Origin of the sequence: Streptomyces sp. NPDC127098 (assembly GCF_042722465.1) — a bacterium.
GTDB classification, from domain to species: domain Bacteria; phylum Actinomycetota; class Actinomycetes; order Streptomycetales; family Streptomycetaceae; genus Streptomyces; species Streptomyces millisiae.
Genome location: NZ_JBHXFJ010000067.1, coordinates 21,481 through 32,945 on the forward strand (window position 1 = coordinate 21,481; position 11,465 = coordinate 32,945).

The 11,465-nt window shown below is 68.3% G+C and carries 19 protein-coding genes; all 19 read left to right on the plus strand.

The window, feature by feature from the left end:
• The 19 genes from rplX (at position 1) to rplQ (ending at position 11,343) form a co-directional block, all read left to right on the plus strand.
• The gene (rplX, locus tag ACFWI8_RS30105) at positions 1–324 is read left to right on the plus strand and encodes a 50S ribosomal protein L24 (RefSeq protein WP_132930153.1); all 324 of its coding nucleotides are present in this window, start codon (positions 1–3) and stop codon (positions 322–324) included.
• Positions 324–893 carry a 50S ribosomal protein L5 gene (gene rplE, locus ACFWI8_RS30110; RefSeq protein WP_311603117.1) on the plus strand — a complete coding sequence of 190 codons (570 nt, stop codon included), beginning with the start codon at positions 324–326 and terminating at the stop codon, positions 891–893. Before rplX ends, rplE begins: the two co-directional genes overlap by 1 nt.
• Positions 894–896: 3 nt before the next feature.
• On the plus strand, positions 897–1,082 hold the full coding sequence (locus ACFWI8_RS30115; RefSeq protein ID WP_132930155.1) for a type Z 30S ribosomal protein S14: 186 nt from the start codon (positions 897–899) through the stop codon (positions 1,080–1,082).
• A gap of 94 nt (positions 1,083–1,176) precedes the next feature.
• Positions 1,177–1,575 (plus strand): 30S ribosomal protein S8, encoded by a 399-nt coding sequence (gene rpsH, locus ACFWI8_RS30120; protein ID WP_311603115.1) that lies wholly within the window; start codon positions 1,177–1,179, stop codon positions 1,573–1,575.
• Between the two features lie 22 nt (positions 1,576–1,597).
• Positions 1,598–2,137: a 50S ribosomal protein L6 gene (gene rplF / locus ACFWI8_RS30125; RefSeq protein WP_311603113.1), complete on the plus strand. Its 540-nt coding sequence runs from the start codon at positions 1,598–1,600 to the stop codon at positions 2,135–2,137.
• 2 nt (positions 2,138–2,139) lie between these two features.
• A complete protein-coding gene (rplR, locus tag ACFWI8_RS30130; RefSeq protein ID WP_311603111.1) occupies positions 2,140–2,523 on the plus strand; it encodes a 50S ribosomal protein L18 in 384 nt (127 codons plus the stop codon).
• A gap of 35 nt (positions 2,524–2,558) precedes the next feature.
• Positions 2,559–3,161: a 30S ribosomal protein S5 gene (gene rpsE, locus ACFWI8_RS30135; protein ID WP_113689461.1), complete on the plus strand. Its 603-nt coding sequence runs from the start codon at positions 2,559–2,561 to the stop codon at positions 3,159–3,161.
• Positions 3,161–3,343 (plus strand): 50S ribosomal protein L30, encoded by a 183-nt coding sequence (rpmD, locus tag ACFWI8_RS30140; RefSeq protein WP_132930159.1) that lies wholly within the window; start codon positions 3,161–3,163, stop codon positions 3,341–3,343. Before rpsE ends, rpmD begins: the two co-directional genes overlap by 1 nt.
• Position 3,344: 1 nt before the next feature.
• Entirely contained in the window at positions 3,345–3,830 is a 486-nt protein-coding gene (rplO, locus tag ACFWI8_RS30145; RefSeq protein WP_387098057.1) for a 50S ribosomal protein L15, read from the plus strand.
• Positions 3,831–4,049: 219 nt separating this feature from the next.
• Positions 4,050–5,372, plus strand: a complete 1,323-nt coding sequence (gene secY / locus ACFWI8_RS30150) for a preprotein translocase subunit SecY (RefSeq protein ID WP_311603105.1) — start codon at positions 4,050–4,052, stop codon at positions 5,370–5,372.
• Positions 5,372–6,025 (plus strand): adenylate kinase, encoded by a 654-nt coding sequence (locus ACFWI8_RS30155; protein WP_387098060.1) that lies wholly within the window; start codon positions 5,372–5,374, stop codon positions 6,023–6,025. The genes secY and ACFWI8_RS30155 overlap by 1 nt, the downstream gene beginning before the upstream one ends.
• A 157-nt stretch (positions 6,026–6,182) precedes the next feature.
• On the plus strand, positions 6,183–7,019 hold the full coding sequence (map, locus tag ACFWI8_RS30160) for a type I methionyl aminopeptidase (RefSeq protein WP_387098063.1): 837 nt from the start codon (positions 6,183–6,185) through the stop codon (positions 7,017–7,019).
• Positions 7,020–7,171: 152 nt separating this feature from the next.
• Positions 7,172–7,393 carry a translation initiation factor IF-1 gene (infA, locus tag ACFWI8_RS30165; RefSeq protein WP_004927214.1) on the plus strand — a complete coding sequence of 74 codons (222 nt, stop codon included), beginning with the start codon at positions 7,172–7,174 and terminating at the stop codon, positions 7,391–7,393.
• Between the two features lie 28 nt (positions 7,394–7,421).
• A complete protein-coding gene (gene rpmJ / locus ACFWI8_RS30170) occupies positions 7,422–7,535 on the plus strand; it encodes a 50S ribosomal protein L36 (RefSeq protein ID WP_049567412.1) in 114 nt (37 codons plus the stop codon).
• Between the two features lie 192 nt (positions 7,536–7,727).
• Positions 7,728–8,108, plus strand: a complete 381-nt coding sequence (rpsM, locus tag ACFWI8_RS30175; protein WP_311603097.1) for a 30S ribosomal protein S13 — start codon at positions 7,728–7,730, stop codon at positions 8,106–8,108.
• Between the two features lie 72 nt (positions 8,109–8,180).
• Positions 8,181–8,585, plus strand: coding sequence for a 30S ribosomal protein S11 (rpsK, locus tag ACFWI8_RS30180; protein WP_019433438.1), 405 nt, complete (start codon positions 8,181–8,183; stop codon positions 8,583–8,585).
• Positions 8,586–8,613: 28 nt separating this feature from the next.
• Entirely contained in the window at positions 8,614–9,240 is a 627-nt protein-coding gene (gene rpsD / locus ACFWI8_RS30185) for a 30S ribosomal protein S4 (protein WP_311603093.1), read from the plus strand.
• Between the two features lie 113 nt (positions 9,241–9,353).
• The gene (locus tag ACFWI8_RS30190; RefSeq protein WP_311603092.1) at positions 9,354–10,376 is read left to right on the plus strand and encodes a DNA-directed RNA polymerase subunit alpha; all 1,023 of its coding nucleotides are present in this window, start codon (positions 9,354–9,356) and stop codon (positions 10,374–10,376) included.
• A 439-nt stretch (positions 10,377–10,815) separates the two neighbouring features.
• Positions 10,816–11,343, plus strand: a complete 528-nt coding sequence (rplQ, locus tag ACFWI8_RS30195; protein WP_387098069.1) for a 50S ribosomal protein L17 — start codon at positions 10,816–10,818, stop codon at positions 11,341–11,343.
• Positions 11,344–11,465 lie beyond the last annotated feature (122 nt).

The window sequence follows — 11,465 nt, forward strand, 5'->3', positions numbered from 1 at the left end:
ATGAAGATCAAGAAGGGCGACCTGGTTCAGGTCATCACCGGCAAGGACAAGGGCAAGCAGGGCAAGGTCATCGTGGCCTACCCCCGCGAGGACCGCGTCCTGGTCGAGGGTGTCAACCGGGTCAAGAAGCACACCAAGGCCGGCACGACCGCCCGTGGTTCCAAGACCGGTGGCATCATCACCACCGAGGCCCCGATCCACGTGAGCAACGTCGCGCTCGTGGTGGAGAAGGACGGCAAGAAGGTCACCACCCGCGTCGGCTACCGCTTCGACGACAACGGCAACAAGATCCGCGTTGCCCGGCGGACCGGTGAGGACATCTGATGACCACTGCTACTCCGACGACCACCGCGCCGCGTCTGAAGACGCGGTACCGCGAGGAGATCGCCGGCAAGCTGCGTGACGAGTACAAGTACGCCAACGTCATGCAGGTGCCGGGGCTGACCAAGATCGTGGTCAACATGGGTGTGGGCGACGCCGCCCGCGACTCCAAGCTGATCGACGGCGCCGTCCGCGACCTCGCCACGATCACCGGCCAGAAGCCGACCGTGACCAAGGCCCGCAAGTCCATCGCGCAGTTCAAGCTGCGCGAGGGCATGCCGATCGGCGCGCACGTGACGCTGCGCGGCGACCGCATGTGGGAGTTCCTCGACCGCCTGCTGTCGCTGGCGCTGCCGCGGATCCGTGACTTCCGCGGCCTGTCGCCGAAGCAGTTCGACGGCCGGGGCAACTACACGTTCGGCCTGACCGAGCAGGTCATGTTCCATGAGATCGACCAGGACCAGATCGACCGGGTCCGGGGCATGGACATCACCGTGGTCACCACGGCGAACACCGACGACGAGGGCCGCACCCTGCTGCGTCTCCTCGGATTCCCGTTCAAGGAGGCGTGAACCATGGCGAAGAAGGCTCTGATCGCCAAGGCCGCCCGCAAGCCCAAGTTCAGCTCGCGTGGCTACACGCGCTGCCAGCGTTGTGGCCGGCCGCACTCCGTGTACCGCAAGTTCGGCCTGTGCCGCGTGTGCCTTCGCGAGATGGCGCACCGTGGCGAGCTGCCGGGCGTCACCAAGAGCTCCTGGTAACACCTACTACGCCGTAGGTCCCGTGGGTGTCCGCGCCGCTGACGTGGCGCGGACCCCGCGAGAAACCCCGGTGAGAGAGGCCAAAGGCCGTTTTATGTCCATGACCGACCCGATCGCAGACATGCTCACACGTCTGCGTAACGCGAACTCGGCGTACCACGACACCGTCGTGATGCCGCACAGCAAGATCAAGACGCACATCGCGGAGATCCTCCAGCAGGAGGGCTACATCACCGGCTGGAAGACCGAGGACGCCCAGGTGGGCAAGGCCCTCGTCCTCGAGCTGAAGTACGGCCCCAACCGCGAGCGCTCGATCGCCGGCATCAAGCGGATCTCGAAGCCGGGCCTGCGGGTCTACGCGAAGTCAACCAACCTGCCGAGGGTGCTCGGTGGCCTGGGTGTGGCGATCATCTCCACCTCCAACGGGCTGCTCACCGACAAGCAGGCGCAGAAGAAGGGCGTGGGTGGGGAAGTCCTCGCCTACGTCTGGTGACGAAGGGAACGGAGGAAGAGCCATGTCGCGCATCGGCAAGCAGCCCATCCCGGTTCCCGCCGGCGTGGACGTGACCATCGAGGGCCGCACGGTCGAGGTGAAGGGCCCCAAGGGTGCCCTCTCGCACACCGTCGCGTCGCCGATCGAGGTCGCGCGGGCCGAGGACGGCACCATCGTGGTGACCCGTCCCAACGACGAGAACCGCAACCGGGCCCTGCACGGCCTGTCCCGCACGCTGATCGACAACCTGATCGTCGGCGTGACCCAGGGGTACGTCAAGAAGCTTGAGATCAGCGGTGTCGGTTACCGCGTCCAGGCCAAGGGGAGCAACCTCGAGTTCTCCCTGGGCTACAGCCACCCCATCCTGATCGAGCCGCCGGAGGGCATCACCTTCAAGGTCGAGACCCCGACCCGGTTCAGTGTCGAGGGCATCGACAAGCAGAAGGTGGGCGAGGTCGCAGCGAAGATCCGCAAGCTGCGCAAGCCCGACCCGTACAAGGCCAAGGGCGTCAAGTACGAGGGCGAAGTCATCCGCCGCAAGGTCGGAAAGGCTGGTAAGTAGCCATGGCATACGGACTGAAGATCGCCAAGGGCGACGCGCGGAAGCGGGTGGCGGCCAAGCGTCGGCACATCCGCATCCGCAAGAAGATCTCGGGCAGCCCCGAGCGTCCGCGCCTGGTCGTGACCCGTTCCAACCGCCACATGGTGGCGCAGGTCATCGACGACACCGTGGGCCACACGCTGGCCTCGGCCTCGTCGCTGGACGCGTCGATCCGTGGCGGCGAGGGCGACAAGAGCTCGCAGGCCAAGAAGGTCGGCGCCCTGGTCGCGGAGCGTGCCAAGGCCGCCGGTGTCGAGACCGTCGTGTTCGACCGCGGCGGTAACAAGTACGCCGGGCGCGTCGCCGCGCTGGCCGACGCCGCCCGCGAGGCGGGGCTCAAGTTCTGAGCCGGTCCCGTCCGAGCAACGAGAGAGGTAATCCAATGGCTGGACCCCAGCGCCGCGGTGGCGGCGCCGGTGGCGGCGAGCGGCGGGACCGTAAGGGCCGGGACGGCGGCGCCGCCGCTGAGAAGACCGCGTACGTCGAGCGCGTCGTCGCGATCAACCGTGTCGCCAAGGTAGTGAAGGGTGGTCGTCGCTTCAGCTTCACCGCGCTGGTCGTGGTGGGCGACGGTGACGGCACCGTGGGTGTCGGTTACGGCAAGGCCAAGGAGGTGCCGGCCGCCATCGCCAAGGGCGTTGAGGAGGCCAAGAAGCACTTCTTCAAGGTCCCCCGGATCCAGGGCACCATCCCGCACCCGATCCAGGGCGAGGAGGCGGCGGGCGTCGTGCTGCTCAAGCCGGCCTCCCCGGGTACCGGTGTGATCGCCGGTGGCCCGGTGCGCGCCGTGCTGGAGTGCGCGGGTATTCACGACGTGCTGAGCAAGTCGCTCGGTTCGTCGAACCCGATCAACATCGTGCACGCCACGGTGGCCGCGCTGAAGGGCCTGCAGCGCCCCGAGGAGATCGCGGCCCGTCGTGGCCTGCCGCTCGAGGACGTCGCCCCCGCCGCTCTGCTGCGGGCGCGTGCCGGAGTGGGTGCGTGATGGCGCAGCTGAAGATCACTCAGGTGAAGTCCCAGATCGGGAGCAAGCAGAACCACAGGGAAACGCTGCGCTCGCTCGGGCTGCGGCGTATCAACGACGTGGTCGTCAAGGATGACCGCCCGGAGATCCGCGGCATGGCCAACACCGTGCGTCATCTGGTGACGGTCGAGGAGGTGGACTGAGATGGCGGAGCTCGCCAAGGACAGCGCGGAGAGCGCCGAGAGCGCGCCGATCAAGCTCCACGACCTGCGCCCGGCCCCGGGCGCCAAGAAGTCCAAGATCCGGGTGGGTCGCGGTGAGGCGTCCAAGGGTAAGACCGCTGGTCGCGGCACCAAGGGCACCAAGGCGCGGTACCAGGTTCGGGCCGGCTTCGAGGGCGGCCAGCTGCCGCTGATCATGCGGCTGCCCAAGATGAAGGGCTTCAAGAGCATCGCGCACAAGCAGTTCCAGGTCGTCAACCTGGAGCGGCTCGCGGTGCTCTACCCGGAGGGCGGCGAGGTCACCGTCGATGACCTGGTGGCCAAGGGCGCGGTTCGGAAGAACGAGCTGGTCAAGGTGCTCGGCACCGGCGAGATCTCGGTGGCGCTGACGGTGACGGTCGACGCCGTCTCCGCCTCCGCCAAGGAGAAGATCACCGCCGCGGGCGGCACCGTCACCGAGCGTTCCTGAACCGGCGTTCGGCAGGTCGGAAATGTGAGTGACCGGGGATGTCTGCTTCTTGGGCATCCCCGGTCAGTCGTTCCGGCCTGGCCTATCCGCCGGTAAGGTTGCGTCCGTTGCGCTTTCTCAGCTCTCGCTGTGCCCTAGAACTGTCCCACTCGTTCTGTCACTCATTGGACTTCAAGACCGAACCTCCACCGCCGCAGGCGGGGAGGCGCTGGAGGAGCCGTGCTCACCGCGTTCGCCCGGGCGTTCCAGACGCCCGATCTGCGTAAGAAGCTGCTCTTCACTCTGGGCATCGTCGTGGTGTTCCGGCTCGGACAGCATGTGCCGGTGCCGGGCGTCAGCTTCCAGAATGTCGATCAGTGCGTAAGGGAGGCGGACGCCGCGGGGGCGGGCTCCGGCCTGTTCGGTCTGGTCAACGTGCTCAGCGGCGGGGCGCTGTTGCAGTTGACCATCTTCGCGCTGGGGATCATGCCGTACATCACGGCGAGCATCATCCTCCAACTGCTGGTCGTGGTGATCCCGCGGCTGGAGGCCCTGAAGAAGGAGGGCCAGGCCGGCCAGGCGAAGATCACCCAGTACACCCGCTACCTGACGATGGCGCTGGCGGTGCTCCAGGCCACGGGTCTGGTGGCGACCGCCCGCAGTGGCACCCTGTTCCCCCAGTGCTCGGTGGCGAACGACATCATCCCGGACGACTCGATCTTCACCACCCTGGTGATGGTGGTAGCGCTCACCTCGGCGACCGCGCTCATCATGTGGATGGGTGAGCTGATCACGGACCGGGGTATCGGTAATGGCATGTCCATGTTGATGTTCGTGTCCATCGCCGCCGGCTTCCCCGGCGCCATGTGGCAGATCAAGCAGCAGGGCAGCCTCGCCGACGGCTGGATCGAGTTCGGCGTCGTCGTCGCCTGCGGTCTCGCCATGGTCGGCCTCGTGCTCTTCGTCGAGCTGGCCCAGCGCCGGATCCCGGTGCAGTACGCGAAGCGCATGATCGGTCGGCGCTCCTACGGCGGCACCTCCACCTACATCCCGCTCAAGGTCAACCAGGCCGGTGTGATCCCGGTGATCTTCGCCTCCTCGCTGCTCTACATCCCGCAGCTGCTGGTGCAGTTCGCCGGCTCCGACGCGGGCTGGGCGGACTGGATCAACCGGTACTTCGCCGGTGGCGACCACCCGTACTACATCGTCACCTACTTCCTGTTGATCGTCTTCTTCGCCTTCTTCTACGTGGCCATCACCTTCAACCCCGAAGAGGTGGCCGAAAACATGAAGAAGTATGGTGGTTTTATCCCGGGCATCCGTGCGGGTCGGCCGACGGTCGAGTACCTGAGCTACGTGCTGAACCGCATCACCTGGCCGGGATCGCTCTACCTCGGCCTGATCGCCCTGGTGCCCACCGTGGCGCTGGTGATGTTCGACGCTCAGCAGGACTTCCCCTTCGGTGGCACCTCCATCCTGATCATCGTGGGTGTCGGCCTGGAGACGGTGCGGCAGATCGAGAGCCAGCTCCACCAGCGCAACTACGAAGGGTTCCTCCGCTGATGCGAATCGTCCTCGTCGGTCCGCCGGGCGCGGGCAAGGGCACGCAGGCCGCGTTGCTCGCCCAGCGCCTGGACATTCCGCACATCTCCACCGGCGACCTTTTCCGCGCCAACATCAGCCAGGGCACGGAGCTCGGCCGCCAGGTCGAGTCGATCCTGCGCTCCGGCGGCCTGGTGCCGGACGAGGTCACCATCGCGATGGCCGCGGACCGGATGGCGAAACCGGACGCCGAGGACGGATTCCTGTTGGACGGCTTCCCCCGCAACATCGGCCAGGCCAAGGCCCTGGACGCGTTGCTCGAGGAGCAGGGGCAGCGGCTCGACGCCGTGCTCGACCTGGAGGTCCCCGAGGAAGAGGTGGTCAAGCGCATCGCCGGCCGGCGCACCTGCCGGAAGGACAGCAGCCACACCTTCCACGTGGAGTACAAGAAGCCCGAGGTCGAGGGCGTCTGCGACGAGTGCGGCGGCGAGCTCTACCAGCGGGACGACGACCACGAGGAGACGGTGCGCAAGCGCCTCGCGGTCTACCACGAGGAGACCGAGCCGATCATCGACTACTACCGGGAGCAGGGCCTGGTCGTGACGATCACGGCCCTGGCCCCGGTGCCCGAGGTGACGAGGCGGGCGCTGGCCGCCCTCCCCTCGCGCACCTAGGCGCTCCGCTGGAGGTGCGGGCAGGTCACCGCGGGCCGCGGGTGGCTGGTCGCGCCCACGCGGCCGAGCCGCCTGACGCCGCGGCCCCTGCGCCCCTGAGCGGGCGCCCACCGCACCGTACTTCGACAGAGCCGCTCAGTCGGCGAGGATCGCAACCATGGTCGAGATCAAGACCCCCGAGCAGATCGCCAAGATGCGGGCCGCCGGCCTGGTGGTGGCCGAGATACACCGCAGGACGGCGGAGGCCGCGGTCCCCGGCGCCACCACCAAGGACCTGGACGACGTCGCCGCCCAGACCCTGGCCGACCACGGCGCCAAGCCCAACTTCCTGGGCTACGGCGGCTTCCCGGCGACCATCTGCACCTCGGTCAACGACATCGTGGTGCACGGCATCCCGGACCGCGAGACCGTGCTGAAGTCCGGTGACGTGCTGTCGATCGACGCCGGCGCGATCGTCGACGGCTGGCACGCGGACGCCGCGCTGACCGTGCTGGTCGGCGAGGGCCACGCCCCCGAGCTCGTCGAGCTCAGCCGGGTGACCGAGGCGTCCCTGTGGGCCGGCATCGCCGCGTTCCGCAAGGGCAACCGCCTGGTGGACGTCTCCAAGGCCATCGAGAGCTACATCCGCCGCCAGCCGCGGCCCGCCTCCGGCAGATACGGCATCGTCGAGGACTACGGCGGCCACGGCATCGGCAGCGAGATGCACATGGACCCGCACCTGCTGAACTACGTGGACCGCAGGCGCGGCCGCGGCCCGCGCTTCGTGCCCGGGTTCTGCCTGGCGATCGAGCCGATGATCTCGCTCGGCACCCCCAGGACGCACGTGCTGGCCGACGAGTGGACCGTCAAGACCAACGACGGCAGCTGGGCCTCCCACTGGGAGCACTCGGTGGCGCTCACCGAGGACGGGCCGCTGGTCCTCACCGCCCCGGACGGTGGCCGGGCCCGGCTGGCCGAGCTCGGCGTGACGGCCGCCCCCGATCCGTTGGCTTAATGATCTTTCTCGGTGGGAAGACCCTCATGATGGGTCTGATTGGTCTTTTCGGGTGGGGTGCCGTACTCTGATGAGTCGGTTCTGTGCACCCTCTCCCTTTGTGTGCGCGGGGCCATCCAGGTAGCCGATCCCGGAAGGTGAAGCGCTCAAGCATGGCCAAAAAACAAGGGGCCATCGAGATCGAGGGCACGGTCGTCGAGTCTCTGCCGAACGCGATGTTCAGGGTGGAGCTTCAGAACGGCCACCAGGTCCTCGCGCACATCAGCGGCAAGATGCGGATGCACTACATCCGTATCCTTCCCGACGACCGGGTCGTGGTGGAGCTGTCTCCCTACGACCTGACGCGCGGGCGGATCGTCTACCGCTACAAGTAGACCTAGACCCGGAGAACCTGAGAAACCCATGAAGGTCAGGCCGAGCGTCAAGAAGATCTGCGACAAGTGCAAGGTGATCCGCCGCCACGGTCGGGTCATGGTCATCTGCGAGAACCTGCGCCACAAGCAGCGCCAGGGCTGATCGCGGCTCTACCAGCCAGCACTTTCGCGGCCGCTTCGCGCGACGCACCCAGACAAGAGAATCGCAGTCACCCGACCCCTCGCGCCGAGAGTCGCGCGGGGACGACACCCTCGGCGGAGGCCGGGGACCCGGCTCGCCAGGCCGGGAACGGTGCTGCGGCAGACCTCCACCAATCACCAGGAGCCACGCACTATGGCACGCCTCGCAGGCGTCGACCTCCCGCGCGACAAGCGCGTCGAGGTCGCCCTCACCTACGTCTTCGGCATCGGGCGCACCCTTGCCAAGGAGACGCTGGCCAGCACCGGGGTCAACCCGGACACCCGCGTCCGCGACCTTGGCGAGGAGGACCTCGTCAAGCTCCGCGAGTACGTGGACGCCAACATCAAGACCGAGGGTGACCTCCGTCGCGAGATCCAGGCCGACATCCGTCGCAAGGTCGAGATCGGCTGCTACGAGGGGCTGCGCCACCGTCGTGGCCTGCCCGTCCACGGCCAGCGCACCAAGACCAACGCGCGTACCCGCAAGGGCCCGCGTCGCGCGATCGCCGGCAAGAAGAAGCCGGGCAAGAAGTAGTCCGCACCGGATCACGCTCGTCCAGCGGTCCGGTAAGCAGGACCGACCACCTCCAGGGGAGAAACCAAGCAGATGCCGCCAAAGGGCCGTACTGCCGGCGCCAAGAAGGTGCGCCGCAAGGAAAAGAAGAACGTCGCTCATGGGCACGCCCACATCAAGAGCACGTTCAACAACACCATCGTCTCGATCACCGACCCGTCCGGCAACGTGATCTCCTGGGCCTCGGCCGGCCACGTCGGCTTCAAGGGCTCCCGGAAGTCCACGCCGTTCGCCGCTCAGATGGCCGCGGAGAACGCCGCGCGTCGTGCCCAGGAGCACGGCATGCGGAAGGTCGACGTCTTCGTGAAGGGCCCCGGCTCCGGCCGGGAGACCGCGATCCGTTCCCTCCAGGCCACCGGCCTCGAGGTGGGCTCGATCCAGGACGTCACCCCGACCCCGCACAACGGCTGCCGCCCGCCCAAGCGCCGCCGCGTCTGAGCGAAGTGAAGTAGGAGACAAGAAGACTATGGCGCGTTACACCGGGGCCGACTGCAAGCGTTGCCGTCGGGAGAAGCAGAAGCTCTTCCTCAAGGGAGCGAAGTGCGAGAGCGCGAAGTGCCCGATCGAGATCCGTCCTTACCCCCCGGGTGAGCACGGGCGCGGGCGCACCAAGGACAGCGAGTACCTGCTGCAGAAGCGTGAGAAGCAGAAGTGCGCGCGGATCTACGGTGTCCTCGAGAAGCAGTTCCGTGGGTACTACAACGAGGCCAACCGGCAGTCCGGCAAGACCGGTGAGAACCTGCTGCGCATCCTCGAGTCCCGCCTCGACAACGTGGTCTACCGGGCCGGCTTCGCCAAGTCCCGTGACCACGCCCGTCAGCTCGTCCGGCACGGCCACATCACGGTCAACGGCCGGAAGACCGACATCCCGTCCGCGCGGGTGTCGCCGAACGACATCATCGAGGTCCGCGAGTCCTCCCGCACCCTGACCCCCTTCCAGGTGGCCCAGGCGGAGGCCGGCGACAAGACCGTTCCGGCGTGGCTGGAGTCGATCCCGTCGAGCTTGCGGATCCTCGTCCACTCGCTGCCCGAGCGCCAGGTGATCGACACCCAGGTGCAGGAGCAGCTGATCGTCGAGCTGTACTCGAAGTGACCCGGGTGGGCGGGGTCGGCCGTTTCGGTCGGCCCCGCCCTTACCCTCGAAATATCGTTGTGTCGTCTGGTCCGGCATCAAATAGCGGGTGCCGGAGACTGGAGTCGTAACCCATGCTGATCGCTCAGCGCCCCTCCCTGACCGAAGAGGTCGTCGACGAGTTCCGCTCCCGGTTCGTGATCGAGCCGCTGGAGCCGGGCTTCGGCTACACCCTCGGCAACTCGCTGCGCCGGACCCTGCTGTCCTCCATCCCCGGCGCCGCCGTCACCAGCATCCGCATCGACGGCGTGCTGCACGAGTTCACCACCGTGCCGGGCGTCAAGGAGGACGTCACCGACCTGATCCTGAACATCAAGCAGCTGGTCGTCTCCTCGGAGCACGACGAGCCGGTCGTGATGTACCTGCGCAAGCAGGGCCCGGGGCTGGTCACCGCCGCCGACATCGCGCCGCCGGCCGGTGTCGAGGTGCACAACCCCGACCTGGTCCTGGCCAGCCTGAACGGCAAGGGCAAGCTGGAGATGGAGCTGACCGTCGAGCGCGGTCGCGGCTACGTCTCGGCCGTGCAGAACAAGCAGGTCGGCCAGGAGATCGGCCGCATCCCGGTCGACTCGATCTACAGCCCGGTGCTGAAGGTCACCTACAAGGTGGAGGCCACCCGCGTCGAGCAGCGCACCGACTTCGACAAGCTGATCGTCGACGTCGAGACCAAGGAGGCCATGCGGCCGCGTGACGCCATGGCGTCCGCCGGCAAGACGCTGGTCGAGCTGTTCGGTCTGGCCCGCGAGCTCAACGTCGACGCCGAGGGCATCGACATGGGCCCGTCGCCGACGGACGCGGCGCTCGCCGCGGACCTGGCGCTGCCGATCGAGGAGCTGGAGCTCACGGTCCGCTCCTACAACTGCCTCAAGCGCGAGGGCATCCACTCGGTCGGCGAGCTCGTCGCCCGCTCCGAGGCGGACCTGCTGGACATCCGCAACTTCGGTGCCAAGTCGATCGACGAGGTCAAGGCGAAGTTGGCCGGCATGGGCCTGGCCCTCAAGGACAGCCCGCCCGGATTCGACCCCACCACCGCGGCCGACGCCTTCGGCGCCGACGACGACGGCGACACCGGCTTCGCGGAGACCGAGCAGTACTAGGCCGCTGGCCGCTGTGGCTTGGCCACGTGCCGCGGCCACGGCTACCGCCCGGCCTCCGGCCGGGCGGTGCCGGTCGCCTGCCGGCGGCTTGGCCAGAGGCCTACCGGCCTTCGGCCGACGGCCCAGGCTCGGGAGCGAAGCTCCCGGAGCCGGGCCCGGTCGGCCCGCCGCCGGCGGGCCGGTACCGTGGAGGGCCGGGCCGCCGGGCCCGGGCCGCTCGGTGTTCGGCCCGCCCGGCCCGAGGGGTTCGCTCCCGGGGCCGGTAACGGCCACGGACCGGCCGCCAGGCCGGTCCGGCGGCCACCGTCACCGGTACCTCGTACGGCCGGTGCGGAACGCCTGTGGCTCGCCGCAGGCGCGCGGCGTCCGGGGAATCTCCCGGGCGTCATGACTGACGTCGGTACCTGACACGGCCGGCGCAGAACGACAGGAGAGAGATATGCCTACGCCCACCAAGGGCCGCAGGCTGGGCGGCAGCCCCGCCCATGAGCGGCTGATGATCGCGAACCTCGCCACGGCGCTGTTCGAGCACGGCCGCATCACCACCACCGTGGCCAAGGCCCGCCGGCTGCGCCCGGTAGCCGAGCGCCTGATCACCAAGGCCAAGAAGGGCGACCTGCACAACCGTCGCCAGGTGATGCAGACGATCACCGACAAGAGCGTCGTCCACACGCTCTTCACGGAGATCGGCCCCAAGTTCGCCAACCGCCCGGGCGGCTACACCCGGATCACCAAGATCGGTCCGCGTCGTGGCGACAACGCCCCGATGGCCGTGATCGAGCTGGTGGAGGCCCTGACCGTGCAGCAGGCCGCTGTCGGTGAGGCCGAGGCCGCCACCCGCCGCGCGGTGAAGGAGGCCGACGAGGCCAAGGCCGACCTGTCGAAGGCGGACGAGGAGACCGAGGCCGTCAACGAGGCTGCCGACGAGGCCGCCGAGGAGACCAAGGGCGAGTCCAAGGACGCCTGACCTCGCCGAGTACCGTCCGTCGGGCCCGTTCCCCCTCCGGGGGGCGGGCCCGCCGGCGTTCCTACAGGGCGAGCCCCCCCATGCCGGCCCCCCCCCGGGGGCGCAGCGCCCGCGGCGCCACG

Excerpts from the sequence above, each read along its gene's own strand:
- rpmJ (WP_049567412.1), top strand. The coding sequence starts at position 7,422 with ATGAAGGTCAGGCCGAGCGTCAAGAAGATCTGCGACAAGTGCAAGGTG.
- rplO (WP_387098057.1), top strand. The coding sequence starts at position 3,345 with ATGGCGGAGCTCGCCAAGGACAGCGCGGAGAGCGCCGAGAGCGCGCCG.
- infA (WP_004927214.1), top strand. The coding sequence starts at position 7,172 with ATGGCCAAAAAACAAGGGGCCATCGAGATCGAGGGCACGGTCGTCGAG.
- rpsH (WP_311603115.1), top strand. The coding sequence starts at position 1,177 with ATGTCCATGACCGACCCGATCGCAGACATGCTCACACGTCTGCGTAAC.
- rplX (WP_132930153.1), top strand. The coding sequence starts at position 1 with ATGAAGATCAAGAAGGGCGACCTGGTTCAGGTCATCACCGGCAAGGAC.
- rplR (WP_311603111.1), top strand. The coding sequence starts at position 2,140 with ATGGCATACGGACTGAAGATCGCCAAGGGCGACGCGCGGAAGCGGGTG.
- rplF (WP_311603113.1), top strand. The coding sequence starts at position 1,598 with ATGTCGCGCATCGGCAAGCAGCCCATCCCGGTTCCCGCCGGCGTGGAC.
- map (WP_387098063.1), top strand. The coding sequence starts at position 6,183 with ATGGTCGAGATCAAGACCCCCGAGCAGATCGCCAAGATGCGGGCCGCC.
- rpsK (WP_019433438.1), top strand. The coding sequence starts at position 8,181 with ATGCCGCCAAAGGGCCGTACTGCCGGCGCCAAGAAGGTGCGCCGCAAG.
- ACFWI8_RS30190 (WP_311603092.1), top strand. The coding sequence starts at position 9,354 with ATGCTGATCGCTCAGCGCCCCTCCCTGACCGAAGAGGTCGTCGACGAG.
- rpsE (WP_113689461.1), top strand. The coding sequence starts at position 2,559 with ATGGCTGGACCCCAGCGCCGCGGTGGCGGCGCCGGTGGCGGCGAGCGG.
- ACFWI8_RS30155 (WP_387098060.1), top strand. The coding sequence starts at position 5,372 with ATGCGAATCGTCCTCGTCGGTCCGCCGGGCGCGGGCAAGGGCACGCAG.
- rpmD (WP_132930159.1), top strand. The coding sequence starts at position 3,161 with ATGGCGCAGCTGAAGATCACTCAGGTGAAGTCCCAGATCGGGAGCAAG.
- rpsD (WP_311603093.1), top strand. The coding sequence starts at position 8,614 with ATGGCGCGTTACACCGGGGCCGACTGCAAGCGTTGCCGTCGGGAGAAG.
- rplE (WP_311603117.1), top strand. The coding sequence starts at position 324 with ATGACCACTGCTACTCCGACGACCACCGCGCCGCGTCTGAAGACGCGG.
- rplQ (WP_387098069.1), top strand. The coding sequence starts at position 10,816 with ATGCCTACGCCCACCAAGGGCCGCAGGCTGGGCGGCAGCCCCGCCCAT.
- ACFWI8_RS30115 (WP_132930155.1), top strand. The coding sequence starts at position 897 with ATGGCGAAGAAGGCTCTGATCGCCAAGGCCGCCCGCAAGCCCAAGTTC.
- rpsM (WP_311603097.1), top strand. The coding sequence starts at position 7,728 with ATGGCACGCCTCGCAGGCGTCGACCTCCCGCGCGACAAGCGCGTCGAG.